General features: G+C 51.5%; 19 protein-coding genes and 2 pseudogenes. 9 read left to right on the top strand and 12 right to left on the bottom strand.

Annotated elements, in window-relative coordinates:
* Positions 1–3: 3 nt before the first annotated feature.
* Positions 4–2,067 (bottom strand): formate dehydrogenase subunit alpha, encoded by a 2,064-nt coding sequence (gene fdhF / locus A7C91_RS06945; protein ID WP_068666106.1) that lies wholly within the window; start codon positions 2,065–2,067, stop codon positions 4–6.
* A gap of 413 nt (positions 2,068–2,480) precedes the next feature.
* On the bottom strand, positions 2,481–3,032 hold the full coding sequence (locus A7C91_RS06940) for a TetR/AcrR family transcriptional regulator (protein WP_068666104.1): 552 nt from the start codon (positions 3,030–3,032) through the stop codon (positions 2,481–2,483).
* A 297-nt stretch (positions 3,033–3,329) separates the two neighbouring features.
* Here A7C91_RS06940 and A7C91_RS06935 point away from each other — a divergent pair, with 297 nt between their 5' ends.
* The 6 genes from A7C91_RS06935 to A7C91_RS06910 all read left to right on the top strand — a co-directional run bounded on the left by A7C91_RS06935 (position 3,330) and on the right by A7C91_RS06910 (position 9,826).
* Positions 3,330–3,575, top strand: coding sequence for a HypC/HybG/HupF family hydrogenase formation chaperone (locus tag A7C91_RS06935; RefSeq protein WP_068666102.1), 246 nt, complete (start codon positions 3,330–3,332; stop codon positions 3,573–3,575).
* A gap of 1 nt (position 3,576) precedes the next feature.
* Positions 3,577–4,680, top strand: coding sequence for a hydrogenase formation protein HypD (gene hypD / locus A7C91_RS06930; protein ID WP_068666100.1), 1,104 nt, complete (start codon positions 3,577–3,579; stop codon positions 4,678–4,680).
* Positions 4,681–4,772: 92 nt separating this feature from the next.
* The gene (gene hypF, locus A7C91_RS06925; RefSeq protein ID WP_068666098.1) at positions 4,773–7,085 is read left to right on the top strand and encodes a carbamoyltransferase HypF; all 2,313 of its coding nucleotides are present in this window, start codon (positions 4,773–4,775) and stop codon (positions 7,083–7,085) included.
* Between the two features lie 161 nt (positions 7,086–7,246).
* Entirely contained in the window at positions 7,247–8,257 is a 1,011-nt protein-coding gene (gene hypE / locus A7C91_RS06920) for a hydrogenase expression/formation protein HypE (protein WP_068666096.1), read from the top strand.
* Positions 8,258–8,336: 79 nt separating this feature from the next.
* The gene (locus A7C91_RS06915; RefSeq protein WP_068666094.1) at positions 8,337–8,630 is read left to right on the top strand and encodes a hypothetical protein; all 294 of its coding nucleotides are present in this window, start codon (positions 8,337–8,339) and stop codon (positions 8,628–8,630) included.
* Positions 8,627–9,826, top strand: coding sequence for a cysteine desulfurase (locus A7C91_RS06910; protein WP_068666092.1), 1,200 nt, complete (start codon positions 8,627–8,629; stop codon positions 9,824–9,826). The genes A7C91_RS06915 and A7C91_RS06910 overlap by 4 nt, the downstream gene beginning before the upstream one ends.
* A 62-nt stretch (positions 9,827–9,888) precedes the next feature.
* Here A7C91_RS06910 and A7C91_RS06905 read toward each other — a convergent pair whose 3' ends face one another.
* From A7C91_RS06905 to A7C91_RS06880, 6 genes and pseudogenes are all read right to left on the bottom strand, one after another.
* Positions 9,889–10,617: an ATP-binding protein gene (locus A7C91_RS06905; RefSeq protein WP_068666090.1), complete on the bottom strand. Its 729-nt coding sequence runs from the start codon at positions 10,615–10,617 to the stop codon at positions 9,889–9,891.
* A gap of 49 nt (positions 10,618–10,666) precedes the next feature.
* Positions 10,667–11,809, bottom strand: coding sequence for an ATP-NAD kinase family protein (locus A7C91_RS06900; protein WP_068666088.1), 1,143 nt, complete (start codon positions 11,807–11,809; stop codon positions 10,667–10,669).
* A gap of 4 nt (positions 11,810–11,813) precedes the next feature.
* Complete coding sequence (locus A7C91_RS06895) at positions 11,814–13,259, bottom strand: potassium channel family protein (RefSeq protein ID WP_068666086.1); 1,446 nt, start codon at positions 13,257–13,259, stop codon at positions 11,814–11,816.
* Between the two features lie 33 nt (positions 13,260–13,292).
* Positions 13,293–14,243 (bottom strand): annotated as a pseudogene (locus A7C91_RS06890) (radical SAM protein).
* Positions 14,244–14,290: 47 nt separating this feature from the next.
* The gene (locus A7C91_RS06885; protein ID WP_068666084.1) at positions 14,291–14,530 is read right to left on the bottom strand and encodes a DUF4405 domain-containing protein; all 240 of its coding nucleotides are present in this window, start codon (positions 14,528–14,530) and stop codon (positions 14,291–14,293) included.
* Positions 14,531–14,534: 4 nt separating this feature from the next.
* Entirely contained in the window at positions 14,535–15,326 is a 792-nt protein-coding gene (locus A7C91_RS06880; RefSeq protein ID WP_234394332.1) for a hypothetical protein, read from the bottom strand.
* A 58-nt stretch (positions 15,327–15,384) separates the two neighbouring features.
* Between A7C91_RS06880 and A7C91_RS06875 the strand changes: the two are divergent.
* From A7C91_RS06875 to A7C91_RS06870, 3 genes and pseudogenes are all read left to right on the top strand, one after another.
* A pseudogene (locus A7C91_RS06875) lies at positions 15,385–15,651 on the top strand (Rossmann-like domain-containing protein); the annotation flags it as partial.
* 124 nt (positions 15,652–15,775) lie between these two features.
* Complete coding sequence (locus A7C91_RS11865) at positions 15,776–15,958, top strand: hypothetical protein (RefSeq protein WP_234394331.1); 183 nt, start codon at positions 15,776–15,778, stop codon at positions 15,956–15,958.
* 26 nt (positions 15,959–15,984) lie between these two features.
* Positions 15,985–17,019, top strand: coding sequence for an MFS transporter (locus tag A7C91_RS06870; RefSeq protein ID WP_234394330.1), 1,035 nt, complete (start codon positions 15,985–15,987; stop codon positions 17,017–17,019).
* Between the two features lie 22 nt (positions 17,020–17,041).
* Here A7C91_RS06870 and cdr read toward each other — a convergent pair whose 3' ends face one another.
* The 4 genes from cdr to A7C91_RS11860 form a co-directional block, all read right to left on the bottom strand.
* Positions 17,042–18,367, bottom strand: a complete 1,326-nt coding sequence (cdr, locus tag A7C91_RS06865; RefSeq protein WP_068666082.1) for a CoA-disulfide reductase — start codon at positions 18,365–18,367, stop codon at positions 17,042–17,044.
* Between the two features lie 59 nt (positions 18,368–18,426).
* On the bottom strand, positions 18,427–19,593 hold the full coding sequence (locus A7C91_RS06860) for a 60S ribosomal export protein NMD3 (RefSeq protein WP_068666080.1): 1,167 nt from the start codon (positions 19,591–19,593) through the stop codon (positions 18,427–18,429).
* A 5-nt stretch (positions 19,594–19,598) separates the two neighbouring features.
* Complete coding sequence (locus A7C91_RS06855) at positions 19,599–19,898, bottom strand: DUF424 domain-containing protein (protein ID WP_068666078.1); 300 nt, start codon at positions 19,896–19,898, stop codon at positions 19,599–19,601.
* Positions 19,899–19,973: 75 nt separating this feature from the next.
* The gene (locus A7C91_RS11860; protein WP_234394329.1) at positions 19,974–21,419 is read right to left on the bottom strand and encodes a hypothetical protein; all 1,446 of its coding nucleotides are present in this window, start codon (positions 21,417–21,419) and stop codon (positions 19,974–19,976) included.
* Between the last annotated feature and the right edge of the window lie 10 nt (positions 21,420–21,429).

Below are 21,429 nucleotides of genomic sequence, written 5' to 3'. Positions count from 1 at the left end.
AAATCACCCCTCAACCTTGGAGATTCTACATGCGGCCGTCTTCAACTCGGGCATCTTGGCGTATTCGTCAAGGACATCGGTGGTCAGATAGTTGAAGTCCCAGTGCCACGGCACGGCAACGACGCCCTCCCTGATGTGCGGTGTAACCTTGGCCTTGAGAACCAGCGCTGCTCTCCTTGTTTCAACCTTCACGAGGTTGCCGTCCTTTATGCCAAGCCTTTTGGCATCGTTTTCGTTAATCTCTACATACTCCTCCGGCCACCTCTTGCTCAGGCTCTTGCTCCTGTGGCTCATAGTTCCGGTGTGGAACTGACCAACGAACCTGTAGTTGGTGAGCCAGAATGGATATTCCTCATCTGGAACCTCTCCGGGCTCTTCATACTCCACAGGGATGAGTTGGGCCTTTCCGTTCGGCGTCAGGAAGCCTTGGACAAAGAGTCTCGGTGTTTCGGTGCTCTCGTCTGGACACGGTGTCATACAGCCTTTAAGATTCTTTTTGAGTCTCTCTGGTGTGGCGCCGGTGAGGAATGGAATAGTTCTGTTTATCTCCCTCAGTATATCGTCCACATCGGAGTAGTTGAAGTACTCCCCAAGTCCAAGCTCCTTCGCGAGCATTACGATAATCTCCCAGTCCGGCTTGGCCTCCCCTGGCGCATCAGCAGCCTTAAAGCTCCTCTGAACCCTCCTCTCGAAGCTTACAGCAGTTGCATCCTTCTCAAACCATGCGGCCGCTGGAAGGACCATGTCAGCGTATCTCGCGGTTTCAGTGAGGAAGATGTCCTGGACAACGAGGAACTCAATGTTCTTAAAGGCCTCCTCAACCTTCTTAAGGTTTGGAAGGGATTTTGCAGGATTGGTTCCCATAACGTAGAGGGCCTTGAGCTTGCCCTTAAGGAGCGCATCAACCATTTCAACGTAAGTTATTCCAGGCTTCTCCGGAATCTTGAAGCCCCACACTTCCTCAATTCTCCTCCTGTGCTCTTCGGCGTGAAGTGGGAACTTTCCTGGCAGTGCATCCGGTTCTACACCCATGAGTCCAGCACCCATACCGTTGTGAGCACCGGGTATGGCTCCAGACATGACGCCCTCCTTTCCGAAGTAGCCACATAGAACCATCATCTCGGTGAGGGCCATAACTGTCCTTGTTCCGTTGGCGTGCTGGTTCACTCCCTCGTTCGTTAGCAGGGCCGCGGTTCCGGCCGTTGCAAAGGTGATTGCGGCCTTCCTTATGAGCTCAGCAGGAACGCCGCTGACCTTCTCAGCCCATTCTGGAGTGTACTTTTCGACGGTCTTGGAGAGCTCCTCAAGGCCCTCCGCGCGCTCCGCCACGAAGTCCTTATCGTAGAGCTCCTCGGTGATTATGACGTTGAGCATAGCCAGTGCAACGGCAAGGTCAGTTCCGGGATAGGGTTGTAGATGTATGTCCGCGTACTTGGCGGTCTTCGTTTTCCTCGGGTCAACGACAATGAGAGTGGCATTGTTGTCGAGAATTGCCTTCTCAATGTACTGGCCGAAGAAAACCGGATTAGTTGCGGCTGGATTGTATCCCCAAAGAACGATAACTTTAGCCTTAAAGATGTCCTCGAATGGATTCGTAAGACCAGGATGCCCAAGAAGCATTCCTTTGCCAGCAACGGCCGTTGACTGACACATTCTACAAACGTAGTCAAGGTTGTTGGTGCCTAAAGCTCTAGCCAGCTTCTGGAGAACATAGTTCTCCTCTATGGAGCACCTCTCACTCCCAAGGAAGGCAAGAGCCTCAGGACCGTACTTTTCCTTGATTTCACTTAGTTTTTGTGCGATCTCCTTAATTGCTTCATCCCAGCTTATCTCCACGAACTTGCCCTCGCCTCTCTCGCCGACTCTCTTGAGAGGTCTCTTGAGTCTGTCCGGATGTCTGAGGTACTGGAAGGCAGCGACACCTTTTGGACAGAGCTTGCCGTGGTTCCTGATGTCATTCTCATAGTCGAACTCGATCTTCTTGGGGTATCCATTCACATTTACTATGTAGAACCTACAACCAACGGAACACCACGGGCAGACTACTGGCACCAACTTCTCTGCCATATGCATCACCCAAGTCGGCTATGACTGACTAGTCAGTTTACTCAAATGCAGTGAGTAATAAATCATTTAAATAGTTTTCCTTAACGTTGTATTGTACACACAGTTGGTTTTTAGTGCAAGTTTGTGTTCTTTGGTCAATTGGTAACAAAAAGTATGGATTTTGTTGTCCACCAAAATTATATTATTCAGACCGGAATGAGAATGCTAAAATGGGCAACAATTCGCGTATATGGATCTGCACTTTGAACTACAATAACGAGATGAACACAAAAAACATCCTTAAGTTAAACAGATTTTCCAAATGAGAAAGGACCCATTTAGTGATTATGTTTACCACTCCCGGACAATAACGCCCAAATGCACAAAGATGCTCAAGAAAACGGGATTATGCAAAAAATTATTCACAGCACCGCCTAGTTTTTCAAACTTTTCTCTATTAACTTGATGAGTTCTGAAACGTAATCCACATCCGGGGTGCACGAATATTCAACAAAAACCACTCTCGAAAAGAGGGCACCATAAAACGCCTTAAAAACCACCAGGGCAGTTTTTTCATCCACGTTTGCGAGCTGAGATATTTTCTTGGCACCCTTGGAAATCGCCTCTGTGCAGAATGTCCTGTGGATTTCCTCGACATCTTTTATTTTGCCTCTTACTGCCAGCGTGTAGAAGAATAGGGATCGCAAGACCGGATCGCAGTAATATACAATGTACGCCTTTGCAATACTGTGCAGAAACTCCGTAAGGCTCTCGTGCTCTCTTTCAAGCTCCTCCCTTATTGCAGAGTACGGCAGGGACTGGAGAGCGACGATTTTTATCAGCTCCTCTTTACTCTTAAAGTAGTTGTAGAAAGTGCCCTTAGCAACCCCTGCCCTCTCAACGATTTCATCAACGGTAGTTTTATCGTAGCCCTTCTCGGCAAAGAGTTCCTCTGCAGCTTTCAGTATCCTCTCTCTGGTGTACATTCCCAGCACTCCCCGCGTTATACTGACTGCGAGGTCAGTGGCGTTATATAAAAAAGTTACGGCAATTCAAATAATTCGCGGGGAAGACTTGTGTTCATCATGGAGGTAAGAAGAGCTCCTAAAGGAGGACAAGCCCCTTAGTCCTTGAGAATTTTTTAGTTTGCGAGTTTAATCAGGTCTTGAGGTGGAACTGTAATCTCCAGTTGGAGAGATTATCCTTTTAGTTGAAGTTACATGAAATTCTTTTTTATGCAACATTTAAAAAGCCCCTGGCAAACCTAGAAACAGGTGAGAGAAATGTGTCTGGCGGTTCCAGCTAAGGTTCTCGAAATCAACGGAAACGTTGCGATTGTTGATTTCGGAGGCGTAAAGAGGGAAGCGCGCCTTGACCTGCTTCCTGATGTCGAGGTTGGCGATTACGTGATTGTGCACACGGGCTTCGCAATAGAAAAGCTGGACGAGGAGCGCGCTAAGGAGATACTCGAAGCATGGGACGAAGTCTTTAGAATAACCCGGGGCGGAGGACTCCCGCGGAGGGATTGAAATGCTCGAAAAGTTCAGAGACAAGGAACTAGCTCAGAAGATAGTCAGGGAAATCCACGAAGAGGCAAAGGGCCTCGAAGAAGTTCGTTTCATGCACGTCTGCGGAACCCATGAGGACACGGTAACGAGGAGCGGAATCCGATCACTGCTTCCAGAGAATGTCAAAATCGTCAGCGGCCCTGGCTGTCCCGTCTGCATAACGCCCGTCGAGGACATAGTCAAGATGCAGGAGATAATGCGCCGGGCCTATGAGGAAGGTGACAAGATAATCCTCACTACCTTCGGCGACATGTACAAGATACCAACACCAAGAGGAAGCTTCGCCGACCTGAAGAGCGAAGGCTACGACGTCAGGGTGGTATATTCAATCTTTGACGCCTACAAGCTCGCCAAGGAAAACCCCGACAGAACAGTAGTTCACTTCAGCCCTGGCTTTGAAACCACCACTGCCCCAGCCGCTGGAATGCTCAACGCGGTCGTTGAAGAAGGAATTGAAAACTTCAAAATCTACTCCGTTCACCGCTTAACGCCCCCAGCAGTTGAGGCTCTGGTGAAACAGGGCACGAGGTTCCACGGATTAATAGACCCCGGCCACGTCTCCACAATAATAGGAGTGAAAGGCTGGGAATACATAACCACTGAGTACGGCGTTCCCCAGGTTGTTGCCGGCTTCGAACCGGTTGACATGCTCCTCGCGATCCTGCTCCTGATAATGATGGTCAAAGAAGGCAGAGTTGAGATAATCAACGAGTACACGAGGGCTGTCAAGTATGAGGGCAACGTCACCGCTCAGGCTCTCACCGAGAAATTCTTTGAGGTAACGGACGCAAAATGGCGCGCCCTGGGGGTTATTCCCAAGAGCGGACTTGAGCTGAAGAAAGAGTGGAAGGAGCTGGAGATAAGAACCTACTATAACCCAGAGGTTCCCAAGCTACCAGACTTAGAGAAGGGTTGTCTCTGCGGGGCAATACTGCGCGGCTTGGCACTTCCACCGCAGTGCCCGCACTTTGGGAAGACGTGCACTCCGAGACATCCAGTTGGCCCATGCATGGTGTCCTACGAGGGAACCTGCAGCATCTTCTACAAGTACGGGGCGTTATTCTGACACCAAAGGTTTAGAACTCGCTCCTAGTTTTTAACTTTTGGTTTTAGAAACGTATAAAGGCCGTAAACATTAAAGAGAAACCGGTGAGAGGAATGAAAGCTTACCGGATTCACGTTCAGGGTATCGTTCAGGCCGTTGGTTTCAGGCCATTCGTCTACAGGATCGCTCACGAGCATGATTTGAAGGGCTATGTCAAGAACCTCGGAGATGCAGGAGTGGAAATAGTAGTTGAAGGCCACGAAAAGAATATCAACTCTTTTCTGCGCGATTTAAGGGAGAAACTCCCCCCTCTCGCCAGAATTGAAAGGATCAAGAAAAGAGAGGTTCCAGTTCAAGGTTTTGACCGATTCTATATTGAAAAGAGCTCCCCTGGAGGCTCTGAAGGAGACTCAATAATTCCCCCCGATGTGAGCATCTGCGACGACTGCGTCAGAGAGCTCTTTGACCCCACAAACAAGCGCTACATGTATCCCTTCATCGTCTGCACTAACTGCGGGCCGAGGTTCACGATAATTGAGGATCTGCCCTACGACCGCGAGAACACAACCATGAAGGAATTCCCGATGTGTGACTTCTGCGAGAGTGAGTACAAAGACCCCCTCAACCGGCGCTATCACGCCGAACCGGTATGCTGCCCCGTCTGCGGGCCAAGTTACAGGCTCTATACAAACGACGGCGAAGAGATAATCGGCGACCCCCTGAAGAAAGCCGCCGAGCTGATAGACAAGGGTTACATCGTGGCTATCAAGGGAATCGGCGGAATTCACCTCGCCTGCGACGCCACTAGAGAAGACGTCGTAGAGGAGCTCAGGAAAAGGACCCTCCGCCCCCAGAAGCCTTTCGCGATAATGGCAAAGGACATCGAGACGATAAAGGAGTTCGCCTTTATCGGTCCAGAAGAGCTGGAGGAACTCACGAGCTACCGCAAGCCCATCGTGACGCTCCGCAAGAAGGAACCCTTCCCACTCCCGGAGATACTCGCACCTGGGCTCCACACCATCGGAGTCATGCTCCCCTACGCGGGGACGCATTATATACTCTTCCACTACTCAAAAACCCCCGTTTATGTCATGACCTCCGCCAACTACCCCGGAATGCCAATGGTCAAGGACAATGAAAAGGCCTTCGAGGAACTGAAAGCGATGGCCGATTACCTCCTGCTCCACAACAGGAAGATACTTAACAGAGCCGACGACAGCGTAGTCCGCTTTGTGGACGGCAAGAGAGCCATTATCAGGCGCTCCCGCGGCTTTGTTCCGCTCTCGATAGGGATACCCTTCGGGTACAGAGGATTAGCCATGGGAGCAGAGCTCATGAACGCCTTCGGCTTTTCCAAGAACGGAAAAATCTACCCAAGCCAGTACATAGGCAACACCTCAAAGGTTGAAGTCTTGGAGTTCATGCGGCAAGCCATAGAGCACTTCAAGAAGATACTCCGCATCAAAAAGCTGGATTTGATCGTGGCGGACCTTCACCCCTCATACAACACCACTAAGCTCGCGATGGAGATGGCCAACGAGCTTGGCGTCGAGTTCCTGCAGGTTCAGCACCACTACGCGCATATAGCCTCAGTGATGGCCGAGCACAACCTCGACGAGATAGTGGGCATAGCGGTCGACGGCGTCGGCTACGGAACTGACGGCCACACCTGGGGTGGTGAGGTGATATATCTCAGCTACGAGGATGTCGAGCGCTTGGCCCACATTGACTACTATCCACTTCCCGGTGGGGATCTAGCCAGTTACTACCCACTCAGGGCGTTAATGGGAATCCTCAGTAATGTTTACGGCATAGATGAGCTTGAGGAAATTATCGAGAAGTGCTGCCCGAAGGCGGTAGAGAGCCTCCCCTACAGAAGGGTCGAGTTCAACGTCATCCTCACCCAGCTGGCAAAGGAAGTGAACACTACCTACGCCTCCTCAACCGGAAGGGTGCTCGATGCCTTCTCCGTCCTGCTTAACGTGGCCTACAGGAGGCACTACGAGGGTGAACCGGCTATGAAGCTTGAGAGCTTCGCCATGCGCGGCAAGAACGACCTCGGCTTTACTGTTCCGGCGGAGGGTGAACTGATAAAGGTCGAGGAGATGTTCAGGCAGGCCCTAGAAGTGAACGCCGCACCCGCTGATGTCGCCTATTCGGTTCACCTCGCCCTCGCGAGGTCTTTCGGCGAGATAGCTGTGGAAAAAGCTAAAGAGTTCGGGGTCAAGAACGTTGGAATCAGCGGTGGCGTTGCATTCAACGAACTCATCGTAAAGACAGTAAGGAAGATCGTTGAGGCCAACGGTCTGAAGTTCTACTCAACCTACGAAGTTCCAAGGGGAGACAACGGAATAAACGTTGGCCAAGCCTTCCTCGGGGGATTGTACCTTGAGGGATACCTGAGTGGGGAGGACCTCATGCTGTGAAAAGGTTAAATGCCGAAAGGGCGATAGGTTGCAAAGGTGAGAGGATGAAAAGGAATCGAGTCGTGAAATCCACAGAGGAGAATAAAATCCTCGCCGCTGTTAGGAGAGAATTCCCCATAGCTCGTTAGTTTTGAACTAAAAGCCTGTTGGAGGGATAAAAAATGAAAATCAAGCTCGAGCACGGTGCCGGTGGAGAAATAATGGAAGAGCTCCTGAGGGATGTGATACTGAAGAACCTGAGCCTCAATAGTGCGGGAGGAATAGGACTGGACGCTTTAGACGACGGTGCAACGATACCCTTCGGGGATAAGCACGTCGTCTTCACTATCGACGGCCACACTGTTAGGCCCATATTCTTCCCTGGCGGCGATATAGGACGCCTGGCAATCAGCGGAACGGTCAACGATTTAGCCGTTATGGGGGCCCAGCCCATAGCCTTGGCAAACTCAATGATAATCGGGGAAGGCTTCGACGGTGAGGACTTCATTAAAATCCTCCGTTCGATGGACGAGACGGCAAAGGAAGTGCCCGTTCCAATAGTTACTGGCGACACCAAAGTTGTGGAAGACGACATAGGCATCTTCGTCATCACCGCAGGCATAGGAATAGCTGAGAGGCCGATAAGCGACGCTGGGGCCAAAGTGGGGGACGTTGTTTTAGTTAGCGGGACGATAGGAGACCACGGGATAGCCCTGATGGGCCACCGCGAGGGAATTGCCTTTGAGACCGAGCTGAAGAGTGACGTGGCACCTGTTTGGGAAGTGGTTAAATCTGTGGCAGACGCAATAGGCTGGGAGAACATCCACGCCATGAAGGACCCGACGAGGGGTGGTTTAAGCAACGCCCTCAATGAGATGGCCAGAAAGGCCAACGTGGGCATACTCATCCGCGAGGCAGACGTGCCTATAAAGCCGGAGGTAAGGGCAGCCAGTGAGATGCTCGGAATAAGCCCCTTCGATGTGGCTAATGAGGGCAAGGTCGTGATGATAGTTCCAAAAGAGCACGCTGAGGATGCTCTTGAAGCGATGAGGAAAACGGAGAAAGGAAGGAACGCTGCCATAATCGGCGAGGTTATTGAAGACTACCGCGGAAAGGTCTTAGTTGAGACGGGCATAGGCGGAAAGAGGTTTTTGGAACCGCCAGCTGGAGACCCGGTTCCGAGGGTCTGCTGATTTTTCCCATTTTTGTCCTTAACCTTGAGTTTAGGAAAGCTATAAATCGTCCTTCTTCGAGATTTCAATTGGTGAGAGCATGATAATAGTGAAACCCTGTGTTACTATGAAGGGGACTGTAATAAGCGGCTATTCCTGGGATAAAAAGATTGAAGTGGACATTACCAAGACCGCCCAATGTCTAAAGGAAAGAGGCTATACTATCAAGAGGCTCTTCCCCGGGATGATGCTGATCTTGGAGATGGACGGCTATGAGGTCAGCGTTTATCCCAGCGGCAAAATAATCGTCAAGCTTCTCGAAGACTCGAAGAAAAGCGAGGAGATTGCTAGAATCATATACGACTGTGCTGGAGTTCTGGAGGTGGTATCGTGAGGATTCCCGACGATGTTAGAAAGGACATACCCCTGACGAGCGAGGTTATCTACTTCGACAACACGGCGACTTCACTCACGCCGAAGCCCGTAATAGAGGCGATGGATGAGTACTACCTCAAGTACAAAGCAAACGTCCACAGGGGAGTTCACAGGCTCTCCCAGATGGCGACCCACAAGTACGAGGAGTCCAGAAAGATCGTGGCAGATTTCATCGGGGCAAAGTTCGAAGAGATAGTCTTTACAAAGAACACGAGCGAGAGCCTGAACCTGGTTGCGCTTGGCCTTGAGCATCTCTTCAAGAAGGGAGACAGAATCGTGACCACACCCTACGAGCACCACTCCGATTTACTGCCCTGGCAGCGTCTAGCCAAAAAACTCGGCCTCAAACTGGAGTTCATAGAGGGCGACGACGAGGGCAACCTCGATTTGAGCGACGCGGAGAAGAAAATCAAGGGAGCAAGGCTCGTGGCAGTTCAGCACGTCTCCAACGCTCTCGGTGTTATCCACGAGGTCGAGGAGCTCGGGAAGATGGCCAAGGATGAAGGCGCGATATTCGTAGTCGACGCCGCCCAGAGCGCCGGCCACATGGAAGTTAACGTTAAGAAGCTCCACGCCGATTTCCTGGCCTTCTCCGGCCACAAAGGCCCGATGGGACCAACTGGAATAGGCGCACTCTACATCAGGGAGGAGTTCTTTGAGACCTTCGAGCCGCCTTTCATTGGAGGCGGAACGATAGAGGACGTATCGCTCGACGGATACAAGCTCACCGAGCCACCAGAGCGCTTCGAGGCCGGAACGCCAAACATCGGTGGTGCGATCGGTTTGGCTGCCGGAATCCGCTACATCGAGAGGATTAGACTAGACAAAATCGAAAAGCAGGAGTACAAGCTCGTTAAGAGGACCACCGAAGGCCTCTACGAGCTCGAGATTCCATGGTACGGGCCGCACAATTTGAAAAAGCACGCAGGTGTTGTCAGCTTCAACGTGCCGCCGCTTCATCCACACGACGTCGCGGCCATACTCGACGACCACGACATCATGGTTCGCTCGGGCCACCACTGTGCGCTGCCAGTGATGAAGAAACTGAGAATAAACGGGACGGTGAGGGCATCGTTCCACGTCTACAACAGCATTGAAGAGGTCGAGACCTTCCTGAGCGTTATGGAAGAGCTCGTGAGGAATCTCAGGGAGTGACCCGACCCTTTTCTATTTCCCTGCAAATGCATGCCAAAGCGGCTTAAAAGAGAAAAATAACTTCATCCGCTTATTTTCATCCACAGCTCCTCCACCTGCGAAACAGGTCTGATCTCCCTGCCTTCAAGACTTTCTATGATAAAGCGCTGGTCATAGGGTATAACGACATCGGGCTTAACGGGGAGCTTGTCCTCTATGCCAGGCAGGGCCTTGTTGAGAACCAGGACGTGCTTGAGACCGAGGCTCCCGGCCAGACCCTCAATCTTCTTTGACAGTTCGAGAGACTCGGCCGAAGGCTCGGCAACGTCTATGATGACGTCAACGTACCGGTCAATACCCCTTCCAAAGTGCTCTATTCCAGCCTCAGTATCAATGATGAGTACCCCGTTATCATCCAGATTTATGCCCTCAAGGAGCTTTCTGGCAAGGAAGCCGTAGGGACAGGCACAGCCCTCTTCTGCTTCCTCTATCTTACCTATGGTCAGAACGGCGAGGTTGCCCTTCCTTGCGAGTATTTTCCCTGGAATATCATCAAGGGTCCAGTTGAAGAGCTCCTCGTCGAGCTCTCCCTTACCCTCTGCCGCCATGAGAATCTTTGCTCCCCGTCTGCCACCTAGATGCTCAGCTAGAGTCTTAACCTTTGGCAATCCAAGCATCCTGTAGAGACCCGGGTTAGATTCATCGGCGTCGATTATCAGGACCCTGTAGCCCTTATCCTCCAGATATTTACCGAGCATGGCCGTTATGGTGCTCTTCCCACAGCCACCTTTACCGCTGACGAGAATCTTCATTCGTATCACCAAACGCAAAAAAAGTAACACAATTTAAAAGGTCTTTGGTTCAGCTCTTTATGACCCGCACCATCTTCTCCATCCACGGACTCACGCGCACCTTTATGTAGCCAGTCAGCTTTTCGTCCACGTCTCTGTCACCAGTGTAAACCCTGATAATCCCGTCCCGTATCTTTGAGGGCAATGCCACAACGATTATATTCTCCTTGGGGATTCTCCTCAGCACCTCCGCCGAGAACTGCTGATTGCCCCTGCCGAACAGGAACCCGAGGCCGCCGACGACAGTAACAACTATCTTGGGGTTATTATCGACGAACTTAAGGAGGTCTTTTTCAGCCGCATCCTTCACAAGGAGCCGGGCTTTTCCGTCCTTAACTTCAACGACGTCCACACCCAGGAGGGTTCCATCAATGCCAATCGTATCCTTGATTCGTTTTATCGTCGAGCCGGCACCGAGGAAGTAGATCCCATCGCTTTCGAGGATTTCCTCGGCCAATGCCTTGGCTATTGCTTCAAGCTCCTCTCCTTCATCCAGAGGGGTGGCTTCCTTGCTCCCCTGCACAAGGGTCTCGACACACGGAACGAGGGCTTTGCCGTAGTGTCTCGGCTTTACTTCATCATGCCTGTAGGCCTCTTCGTCAAGGTCCATAACTTCCCTCTCGAGGATTCGAGCATTTCCTCTGATGAGCCCCACGATAATCTTTGCTGCGTTCTCTGGTGAAGTTGCAAATACTCCAGAATACATCTTCACCCCCGTCGGGATGCCGAGGATTGGGACTTCATTTCCAACGGTGGAGTAAACGTCCCTCGCCGTCCCGTCGCCGCCGGCAAAGACGATAAGTTCAACTTTCCCGAGCATCCCCCTGGCGAGCTTTTGGGTGTCTTCTGCGGTCGTATCCGGGAGCTTGAGCCCACTAATTTCACGGTAGGAAACGTCCCTATGCCTGATAACATCAAAGGAAAAATTGAACTCCTCCAGCACTTCTTCACCGAGGCCATCCGGGCCTGTGAGGAACTCAATTGAACGGGACTCTTCGTAATGAGACAGCTCCCCAAGAAAAAGCCTCACGATATCTTTAGCTATCGGCTTGGCCCCCCTCCTCACGGCCTCTTCGACAACTCCATCAGTTCCCTTCAGGGCTATCCTGCCCCCCATTCCGGCTATAGGGTTTATGATTAAACCGATCCTCATAGGCTCACCTCATGTACTTCCTCGCGAAGACTGTTAGGAACACAGCCCACATGAACATTCCGAATAGTGCCTCAACGGATGCAATAGCCCTACCAACTCCTATCGGGTGGTAGTCACCATAGCCGAGGGTCGTGGCAGTGACAACGCTGAAGTACTCGTAGTCAAAGAACCCCATCGTCCCACTGAGGCCCTGGACGCTCTTAGTCAGGAAGAACAGAAGGGGAAAGAAAATGTTCACCGCGGCAAGCCACAGAAGTATGGGCCGCTTCCAGTCCGTTCCATATTTGCACGTCAGGTCAGCGAAGAGCCACTCGAATATTCCCTCCAGCTTTAGGAGGGCCTTTTTAAGACCATTAACCTTCGCAGTTAGCCGCGCATGCCTTTTGGCGACCATCTCAAGGTAGTAGTATTCATCCGCGCGTTCAAGGTCCCCGTTTCTCTCCCAGCTCGTCCTGGCGATGCGGTAGAATATCTCAGACATCCTCGGGTTGTTGAAGCGGCACTCCTCGACGACCACAAAACCCTCAACGTTGAGCTCAAGGGGCAGATGGGGGAGAACGGTTACGTTCCAGGTTGCATCGCCGTAGAAACTAACCCGTCGGAATATGAAGTTCCCCATCACAGTGACGTGGACGAACTCAGGAATCTTTATTCTACCACCGAGCACCTCCGCGTGTCCGAACACGTGGAGATTCTCGAGAACAATCTGGCCGTGGAAGTGCCTCACACTCAGCCTGACCTCCCTCTTAAAGCGCGCTGACTGGTCAAACTGGACGTTCCTGAGGACGAGGGCTGTTGCTTTGACGGTTCTCTCCGCGGAACTAGAGATCTTTATCCCGTGCTCTTCGAGGAGACGCTTCATGAGGGGATACCTGACGTTTATACCTATCCTCCGTACATCCCTCAGGTTGGCTAGTTCTATTCTTCCTGTTGCTGTTTTTCTCTCACCATATTCCTCTTCACCTTTCTCCGCCTTTCCGATGTACTCCGTCGAATTCAGCATGAAGTAGCGGACGCTGGAGTCCTTAATGTATATCGAGTTCGAAAATTTCACGCGGAGAATGTTGAGACCGAAAATCCGTGAGCCGTGAACGAGGAGCGTTCCGACTTCGCTCCCAAAGACCACAATTCTTCCAGCCGAAGAGTTGTAGAAGGTCAGCCCGGGAATGCTCACGTCATCGAAGAGCAACGTCTTAACGTGAGAGTTCTTGAAGACTATCGGCTTCTTGGCCCTGAAATCGCTTATCGTGACTTCGTAGAGGTAGACCCCCTCAAAATACGTCTGGCCCGACTTTAACCTCTTCAGAAACGTCTCCTCCTTAATGCGCCTTATTTCATCCCCAAATAAACGCTCACCTTCCTCGTACGGTATGTGGAGGGCACAGTACTGGGAGCCTTCTAGAGCCTTTAGTCTACACTTCCTACTGTTCTCATATGTATACTCACACATAATTCCCCCGGATAAACTCGCTGTGGGAAGTAATTAAGGTTTTCTCCTGCTCCTCAGTGAACTCATGTAGAATTTCCTTCCATTGTAGTCCAGTCCTATTAGCAGTCCCGCACTCAAAAGATTCTCAACAGTGTCCCAGTCGGCGTTGGCCCTCCTCAGGAGTTCCATAACTGCCTCTTCGCGCATTGGATGGACGGCAGTGATGCTCAACAGATCCTCTTCAATGTTCCCAGAGAATGCAAAAGCGTTCCCTTCATAGCCGATAAGATACTCAATGTGTTCATCTCCGAGAACTTCAGCGAATGCCTGGAATGCACGGTTTATTGTCTCCTCATCAGCGGGTCTTACCCATGACTCAGCCGGTGGCCTCGTAGGGACGGCTATGTAAGCTTTATCCGGCATAAGTTCCTTCAAAAATTCGGCAAGCTTCTCAAACTCGTTTCCATAGCCGAAGTTGATGAGCATGGTCCCAGTAACGAGGGTTCTGTCGAAGCCGTCCCTAAACTCAAGCATTCCATTGAGTATTTTCTCAAGGCTCAGGCTCTTGTGAGGCCTGTCTATGCGCCTTCAGAGGGATTCACTCACGGCGTCGAGCTTTAACGAAACGAAATTGAGTTGGGACAGCTCCTCCCTTACGTCATCACGCCATATTAGCGACGAGTTCGTGAGTACCGCGAGCGGAATCCCAAGGTCTTTCAAAAGCCCTATTTCCTTCCCGAGGTTAGAGTTGATGGTCAGCTCGCCGTCGGGCACGAAGGTTATATAGTCGATTCTCTCGCCCCTCTCTTCGGCGGCCTCAACCTTCTTGCGGACCTCCTCTAACTATGAAGGAGGGCCAGTAGAAGGGCCTCCTCTCGACTCCATCCTAACGGTTCTCCCAATCTGACAGTAGATGCAGGCATAAGAACAGACTTTATCTGGAATATTGTTCACTCCGAGGCTCTTTCCTAACCGTCTCGAAGGAACAGGACCAAAGGCTATCATGTCATCACCCGAATTAGGTTAACCTAAAAGCGTATAAACTTTGCTCACTAGCGGAGCTTCCTGAAGTAAGCCTTCATCGCCGACCAGTTGATTGCTATGTGGACAAAAGACAGCCCGAAGAAGGCGAAGCCAAGGTAAGTATGAAGCGTATCCGCCAGATCAACGGGCAGGTTGAACCCAAGCTGGGCCGCAAGAGGACCAATGAGCAGAATAATTCCAGTTATCCCCGTAATCAGCCACAGGACGAAGAGCGTCAGCGAGACCCACATTCTCAGTTTATAACTCATAGCACTACCTCCTTACAAACCTCTGGCCGTTTATGATTATGACGTCGGCCTTCAGCTCGCCAGTTTCATAGCTCGCGAGGACTTCGACCCTCTCCCCAACGTGGAGAAGGAGAAGCATGTCCTTCCAGGTGTATTCAACCCCGTTTGGTCCCGTCCACCTGCCCCTCACCCATATCGCCTTCCCATCCACGACGAAGTAGCGATCGACCAAGTTGATCTCCTCGACGATGCCGGTGATGTTCATAGTCGTGATGTTGAACAGTTCCTCGGGATTCGTCACGGTGAGATTGATATCCTCTGGGGGCTGTCCTATGTAGAACCCGATGGTTACCCTTTCCTCAGTACCGTAAGGACAGCCACTGCCGTATTTAAATACGACGTCAAGGGTGCCGTTGTCGAGAACTCTGACGGCGTACTGCCTGAAAGCTGTGTACGGATCAAGGAGCTCCGTCTCAGTCTCGTTGATGACCTCAACGTTTTCGGGATTCTCCGTAACTATCTCCCAATCAGAGTACGGACAGGGCTGGGCGTGTTTGAACTTCACGGTAACATTAAGGATAACCTCCGTCCCCGGCTCAGGAACGTAGGCCTCAGCTGGAACCACACAGAGCAAATCGGAACCCTCATGAGAAACTGCAGATCCAGCGTAGATGACTCCGTTTGATGCTATTATCGAGGAATTAGACGGAAGAACTGAGATGGTGCTCGAGAGCCTTCCCTCTCCCCATTTAACCACGAAGGGCAGAGCCGTAAAGAGGATGCACAGGATGAATGCCGCGATAAGTTTCCGCTCCATACAGTGAATCTTACATATGAAAGAGGATTTAAGCTTTTTGGCATAATTGTCCGTAAACGAAACACTGAGCGACTCGCTGAAGTACTGGCTTCTGCCAGAAGTCGATGCAGTAATGGCAAGTGCAACCTGCATCCTGAACGGAACCATCGACATGCTGCTTGACCATCCAACGGGCCAGGTTCTTCTAGAGTTCTTTAAGGGCACAGGGGTAACGCACATAGCCTCGATGAAGGTTGTGAACGTCGAAAAGGCAGTGCTCCAGCTGAAGCTTGGCTGCTTCAGGGGATTCTCCAACGAGAGCAAGAAGTACGTCGTTGAACCTTGAGGGTTTTCTTCTTTTGTCGTTTCTTCCACACATATTCAATGAACAATTCCGGACATCATAGCCGTCTCCGCGTCACAAATCTTTTTAAACCGAAAGCGACTCCCGAAGGCCTCAAGGTGAGAAAATGAGTCAGAGAGTTTCGGTTGCGGTTAGAAACGCAATGGTCTCGAACCGCTACCGCTACGTCCCCAGGATGCCGCGGTGGTTTTACTCCTTCGTGCCCTTCAAGGTAGCCACAGGTGGAGGCTCCGCCTTGGTCAGCCTCTACCTCCTTGAGCTTGGCGGGAACGCCTCGACCTTGGCTTAACTTTCGCCCTTGCTAGTTTAGCCTCAATGCTCGGCGCTTTATTCTGGGGAAAGCTCAGCGATAAGACCCTGAGAAGGAAGCCCTTTATACTGCTCGGCTTCGCGAGCGTGCCACTCTTCCTAACGCTGATGGCACTGGCGAGAACTCCTGCACAGCTCACAGCAATAAACACCGCCTACACATTCTTCCTTGCATCGACGCTTTCCGTGCCGATAGCCCTAGTTTTAAGAAGCGTCAGAAAGCACAGCTGGGACTACGGTATAGGGAAGTTCAACGAGATAAGCGGCTGGGGCTGGATGCTCGGTCTAGTTCTCGGCTTTGGCCTCTCAAGGTTCCTCACGATTCCCCAGCTGTTCATGGCCTTTGCCCTCCTATGCCTGCCCTCAGTGTTCATGGCCCAAAGGATGATACGCGAGGTCCCGATATACGTCAACAGGAAGGCGATACGGGCCTTTTGCAACTACGTCATTGAAAAAGCCCGATACTTCCCGAACTTCATCCTCCACACCAACTTCAGCCTTCCAAATGGTCTGAAAAGGTTCTACATCTCGTTCCTACTCTTCTGGATAGCGGCAGGACTGTATTTCCCGCAGGTTCCTGTGCTCCTTACGGAGAGCGGCTACACGAAGGAGCTCATCTACCTTGCCCTGATCGTCAACTCAACCATAGCAGCCCTCAACTACACCCGCGTCGGAATGAGCATGGGTGAAAACAAGGAAGGAACGCTCAGAAAAGGCCTCCTTCTCAGGACAGGGGCGTTCGTAGCAATCACTGCCGGCGCGCTGGTCTCTCCAGCACTGCTCCCCCTGGCGTTCGTCTCATACGCTCTGGCTGGCTACTCCTGGACCTTCATAGGCGTCTCATCGACGGCCATAGTTAGTGAAAAGGCCGGTGAAAAGGAAAATGGAAGTGCCATGGGAACCTACAACGTGATAAGCTCAGCAGGATACATAGCCGGGAGTGCCCTTGGCGGATATGTCGTCTCGGCCTTCGGCTTTGACATGACCTTTGGCCTCGGGGTGGCCCTTTTGGGTGGGAGCGTGCTGCTGCTAATGAGGTAAAAAGAGCTGTAAAAAAGAAGCTTCAGAACTTAAGAACTCTTGCGAGAACGATCAGCGGGTCCCAAACCGGGGCGAACGGTGGAGCGTAGGCCAGATCTGTGAAGAAGACATCTTTGGTTGTGAAGCCAGCCTGAATCATGGCCGCTGCAGCGTCAATCCTTGGCAGTATCTCTGCACCCACCGCCTGAACGCCGAGCAGCCTATTGGTTTCGTTGTCAACAACGCCCTTGAGGTGGATCTCCCTTCCGCCGGGGTAGTAGTGGGGCTTTGTCCTGGCCTTTATGACGGCTGTCCTGACATCATAGCCCTCTTTTATTGCCTCAGCCTCGGTGAGGCCGGTCTTTCCAATCTCGAGATCAAGGAACTTGGTTATGCTCGTTCCCAGGACGCCGGGGAAGCTTATCTCCTTTCCGGCTATGTTGCTTCCAGCGACGTAGCCCATCTTGTTTCCTGCCGGGGCGAGCGGAATCCAGACGTGCCTGCCAGTTATTATGTGCCTTGTCTCTGCCACATCCCCGGCAGCGTAAACGTTCTCAACGCTCGTCTGCATTCTCTCATTCGTCCATATGGCACCAGCCTCACCTATCTTCACTCCCAGCTTCCTTGCGAGCTCGGTGTTTGGCTTTATGCCCGTGGCAATTATTACGAGATCCGCTGGATATTCAGCGGTATCAGTTACCACTTTCTTGACCTTTCCATCGCCTTCTATGCGTATTGTCAGCTCCTGGAGGCGGAGGTTTAAATGCTTCTTAAGCTTCTCCTCAACGATGTTGGTTATCTCCTTGTCAAAGGTCTTTCTCAGAATCCTCTCGCTCCGCCCGATGAGTGTTACGTTCTTGTCCTGGGCGACGAAAGCCTCGGCCATCTCCAGAGCGATGTAACCAGTTCCAATGACGACGACGTTTTTAACGTCGTTCTTCTCAAGGTACTCTCTTATGGCGACGGCATCGAGTGGCAAATCTGCGGTGAAAACCCCCCCAAGCTCGGTTCCCTCTATGGGCGGGACCTGAGGAGAGGCACCGTTGGCGAAGACGAGGTAATCCCACTCGTAGGTGTGTTCTCCGTCTTCCTCGCGAACCCTCACAGAACCCTCTTCGACCTCTATTACCTCTGCCTTCATGTGAAGGTCTATGCCACGCTTCTTAATGAAAACCTCCGGTGGATAGTGCATAAGCTTCTCCTTCGGTGAGATTCCTTCTACCACGTATGGAACTCCACAGGGAGCATGGCTGACCCATTCTGTTGCTTCAAAGACCTTAACGTCCCATTCCGGCTTCAGGCGCTTGATGCGAGATGCAGCGCTCATTCCAGCTGCTCCACCACCTATGATAACGACTGTCTTCTTCATAAGAATCACCAAAAGAGGTTCAAAACCTACGGTTAAAAAAGTTGGCGGACAAAAGCGGATCACTCCTTCTTCCTAAGGAAGTACTTCCTGCCCCTGACCTCCACCATGCGGTATATCTCACCTTCCCTCAGATCAATGCCTGGCTTGTCAAGCTCATACGTCTCATAGGTTTCCATATCCATCAGCTGAACCTCGTTCGGAGTTATGCTAGTTACCATGGCCTCCCTCTCCTCGTGATCCACCCAGTCTATGCCGTCCCTCTTCACAGTCTTCCAGTCCAGGTGCTCGCTCTCATTGGTCGAAAGGTTCCTGAGGCTCATTCCTCTGTTGTCAACCTTCTCGACCTCATAAACGTTGCCATGCTTATCCTCGACTATGTCCCCCTTCTGGAACTTCGGAATTCTCACACTGACACTCGTGCGGTAAACTTCCCTGCTCGTCTGTCTGTCCATTCCAACGAGCTCGTAGGCCTCGCTTATTGTGCCCCCGAACCTTTCCTTTATTGCCTGGGCGAGTTTTCTTGCACTTGAGGTAGAGCCCATGTAGAAATCGAGGCCCTCCTCCTTCTCTAGTGTGTCCTGAATGAAACCCATCCTGTCCTTGCGCATTATCTCGTCAACCTTCTCCTCAACGAGCTTCCCAATGATCTTGCGTTCCTCTTCAGTCAGAGGCCTATCCTCCGCTCTGACCTGCAGAATCGCCTCAAAGTAGCCCCCAAGGAACTTCTGACATCGAGGGCAGACGGTCTGGCGGACGTAGACAGTAACGTACTTCGTCTCCTCGTGGAGCTCGTGCTGGAGCTCGTGTATTCTGGCCTTAACGCGAACCTCGTAGGTTATTATAGCAGGGAAATACTCGATGTGCCAGTCCACCGGCTGGAAAGCCACAAGGGCTCCTTCGACCGGGAGTTCTTCAACCTCCTCGAGCTCTTCCATTGAAACTACTTCAAAGCTCCTCACGCGTTCATCGAGGGAATCCCCAAGCTCTTCAAGGAGAGCACCCTCAGCAACTTCGAAAATAAGCTCATCAAGCTCGTAGATGCTTGGATCAACCCAGACTCCCCTTTTCTTGTAGCTTCCACAGTTCTGGCACAGCTCTGTGTTTATCTCTCCTTCCATGAGGAGAACCGGATTCTCCTTCCGGAAGCATACCTGGCAGAGGCCCTCGATGAGGGGACCTCCCTCCTCCTCGCTTATCCCGCAGCGGTAGCAGAAGCGTTCACTCATGGCCATCACCACTTCATCTTCGCCATCTGAGCGTGGGGTACTCCTTCAATCCGCAAAACGCGATTTTCGTCGACGTAGCCCAGCTCTATGGCCTTCTCCACGCACCTCTCACCGACGAGATTGGCTATCGTTGCCTCTTCAAGGAGCTCCTCTAAGGTGTCGAGCTCAACGAGTTCACCCTTGTAAAAGCGCTCTTTTACCTCTAATTTGAGTTTCCCCTCTCGAAAGGTTTTCCCCAGGAGTTCCTTGTCGCAGGCAGCCAATAAAACCTCCCCTTGAACGCGATAAACTTTGATGTATATCATGAGCGTCACCAGTTGGAGAAAAGCGCGGCAGTTTAAAAGCATTGGGTAGGAAAAACTAAGGAAAGAAAGAGGGCATCAGCCCTCGGAACCTTCAATCTCGTTAACTGCCTCCTCGAGCAGTGTGTAGGCCTTGAAGATGTTGAGATAGGCCTTCCTGACGTACGGAAGTGCCGCAACGGCGAGGTTCTCTCTGTACGGGTTCATGTACTTCTTTGCCTCTGCGTAGTACTCGTCGGCGAGCTCCTTGTAGCGCATGGCCTCTTGAAGGGTCTCGTTGTCAACACCGAGTTCGACGGCCTTCTGGTAGAGTGGGTCGAACTTCTGGTCGTACCTCCAGTAGAGCATGTACCAGACGTAGTTCCAGGTGCTGACGATGTAGCGGGCAGTCTTGTACTCGATGGTGACTGTAACTGGGGATGCGTACCTGACCTTGACAATAGTGTAGACTGCATTCTGGCCCTCAAGGATATAGTACTCGAGCACATGATCGCCGGCGACCTTGACGTACTGGGTGTCACCTGGAAGGGTGACTAGGAGATATCCAATCGTACCGCTGGGGCCTTCAGCGGTAATCCCTATCATCGTGCCGCTGTCCGAAACATTGATCTTGGTTACACTGCCAAGTCCCGTGGCGATGTATGGTTTTATATGGGTAGCATCGTAAACCTCATTGCCAGCGAGTTCATTCACTTTGACCGTAAATGTTCCGGAGTAGTCCATGTAGTAGTCACTGATGACGTATATATTGAAGGTCTCTTCAAACTTAAGTGGGACGAAGTAAACATCCACTTCACCGTTGTCAGTGTAGTACTCCCTGCCGTTCACGATGACTTTGGCTGGAGCGTTTATCAGCTGCATAGTGGCAAGGTCAAGGAGCTTAATCTTAAGCACCGACTGCTTGCCAAGCGTGGCCTCTGAATAGACTGCCACAAACATCTCTGGACTGCCCACTTGGAATATCATAGGCGCGTAGGTGAGAGCCTCACCAGTGTCAGAATCGACGAGACCCATGACTCCGAGGTAAGTTCCATAGTTGTTGAGTTCTACAGTGGCTTTTATAGTCTTGCTGGTGCCTTCTGTGAATGTAAACGGAGTACTATCAACGCTGATGTTGCCGTTATCGCCGAGTATCTGGTAGTAGAAGACGTACTGGATTGGATTGTAGTTAACTGTGTCGTAGCCGTAAACCGCGATGAAGTAATAGCCCGGCTCTGGCATAAACTTCTCAAATACCTCGTCGGAGGTTGGGCCTACCTGCTCATCGTAGAGGGTGTAGTTTGTGAAGTTCATTAGGTCCTCGTAAGTCGGGAAGTAGAATATGTACAGATCAAGGTCAGCGTTCGGGTCTTCTGGCTGGGTGATTCCGAACTTGATGTAGTAGTCAGAGCTGGTGACCTCCACTGCACCTACAATATCCCAGTCGCTCTGGTTGACTTCCCTGATCATGGCGTCTGCCTCGTCCAGCCTGCCAACACCATAGCCGACGGCACTGGCGTTGAAGTCATCGTAGTCGTTGCTCACGGTGGCCTTG

It is taken from the genome of Thermococcus piezophilus (assembly GCF_001647085.1).
Classification (GTDB): domain Archaea; phylum Methanobacteriota_B; class Thermococci; order Thermococcales; family Thermococcaceae; genus Thermococcus; species Thermococcus piezophilus.
Note: the sequence above shows the minus strand (reverse complement) of the source record. Positions and strands in the feature narration are given on the sequence as shown.

Coding starts and splice junctions, on each gene's coding strand:
- fdhF (WP_068666106.1), bottom strand. CDS start 2,067: ATGGCAGAGAAGTTGGTGCCAGTAGTCTGCCCGTGGTGTTCCGTTGGT.
- A7C91_RS06940 (WP_068666104.1), bottom strand. CDS start 3,032: ATGTACACCAGAGAGAGGATACTGAAAGCTGCAGAGGAACTCTTTGCC.
- A7C91_RS06935 (WP_068666102.1), top strand. CDS start 3,330: ATGTGTCTGGCGGTTCCAGCTAAGGTTCTCGAAATCAACGGAAACGTT.
- hypD (WP_068666100.1), top strand. CDS start 3,577: ATGCTCGAAAAGTTCAGAGACAAGGAACTAGCTCAGAAGATAGTCAGG.
- hypF (WP_068666098.1), top strand. CDS start 4,773: ATGAAAGCTTACCGGATTCACGTTCAGGGTATCGTTCAGGCCGTTGGT.
- hypE (WP_068666096.1), top strand. CDS start 7,247: ATGAAAATCAAGCTCGAGCACGGTGCCGGTGGAGAAATAATGGAAGAG.
- A7C91_RS06915 (WP_068666094.1), top strand. CDS start 8,337: ATGATAATAGTGAAACCCTGTGTTACTATGAAGGGGACTGTAATAAGC.
- A7C91_RS06905 (WP_068666090.1), bottom strand. CDS start 10,617: ATGAAGATTCTCGTCAGCGGTAAAGGTGGCTGTGGGAAGAGCACCATA.
- A7C91_RS06900 (WP_068666088.1), bottom strand. CDS start 11,809: ATGAGGATCGGTTTAATCATAAACCCTATAGCCGGAATGGGGGGCAGG.
- A7C91_RS06895 (WP_068666086.1), bottom strand. CDS start 13,259: ATGTGTGAGTATACATATGAGAACAGTAGGAAGTGTAGACTAAAGGCT.
- A7C91_RS06885 (WP_068666084.1), bottom strand. CDS start 14,530: ATGAGTTATAAACTGAGAATGTGGGTCTCGCTGACGCTCTTCGTCCTG.
- A7C91_RS06880 (WP_234394332.1), bottom strand. CDS start 15,326: ATGGAGCGGAAACTTATCGCGGCATTCATCCTGTGCATCCTCTTTACG.
- A7C91_RS11865 (WP_234394331.1), top strand. CDS start 15,776: ATGAGTCAGAGAGTTTCGGTTGCGGTTAGAAACGCAATGGTCTCGAAC.
- A7C91_RS06870 (WP_234394330.1), top strand. CDS start 15,985: ATGCTCGGCGCTTTATTCTGGGGAAAGCTCAGCGATAAGACCCTGAGA.
- cdr (WP_068666082.1), bottom strand. CDS start 18,367: ATGAAGAAGACAGTCGTTATCATAGGTGGTGGAGCAGCTGGAATGAGC.
- A7C91_RS06860 (WP_068666080.1), bottom strand. CDS start 19,593: ATGAGTGAACGCTTCTGCTACCGCTGCGGGATAAGCGAGGAGGAGGGA.
- A7C91_RS06855 (WP_068666078.1), bottom strand. CDS start 19,898: ATGATATACATCAAAGTTTATCGCGTTCAAGGGGAGGTTTTATTGGCT.